The organism is Falsiroseomonas oryziterrae (assembly GCF_021864505.1).
Lineage (GTDB): Bacteria > Pseudomonadota > Alphaproteobacteria > Acetobacterales > Acetobacteraceae > Falsiroseomonas > Falsiroseomonas oryziterrae.
On record NZ_JAKJIB010000733.1, the window covers coordinates 1 to 504 of the forward strand.

Here is a 504-nt window from a genome sequence, read left to right on the forward strand (position 1 = left end):
CGACCGCGTCACCCACCGCGCCGCCCGGCAGGCGCCCGAGCCGCTCCGCCGCCGCGCCCGTCCGCGCGGTGGCGAGATCCGCGCGCAGCCGGGCGAGGATCCCGGCGTGCCGCGATGCCGCCGCGGTCTCCCAGATCACCAGCTCGTCGGTCGTCGTGTTGTGCTCGGCCGCGAGGAACACCGTCTCCGCCGGAATCACGATGCCGCGCGCCGCGAGTCCCTCGCGCACGCCGGCTTCGTTCAGGATCGCGGCCATGATGCGGGCGTTGGGCCCGCCGCGGTTGCCGCCGCAGGCGCCGCAATCCAGGCCCGCCGCGAAGGGGTTGTTCACCGCCTCGCCGCCATGGCCGCAGAGCAGCACCAGCGGCGCGAAGCCCGCGGTCAGCCCCATGATGCGCAGCGCGCCCTCGGCCGTCGCCACCTGCTCGGCCGGGCTGAGGCCGGTCGGCGCGGCGGCGCCGTCGTCGCAGGCGAGAGATTCGAAGAGCACACGTCTGTACTCCA

General features: G+C 75.8%; 1 protein-coding gene. It reads right to left on the reverse strand.

Annotated elements, in window-relative coordinates:
* Window positions 1-490: putative inorganic carbon transporter subunit DabA (locus tag L2I40_RS24410; RefSeq protein ID WP_237217906.1), on the reverse strand; the 490-nt coding region annotated here is incomplete at its 3' end.
* Window positions 491-504: the final 14 nt, after the last annotated feature.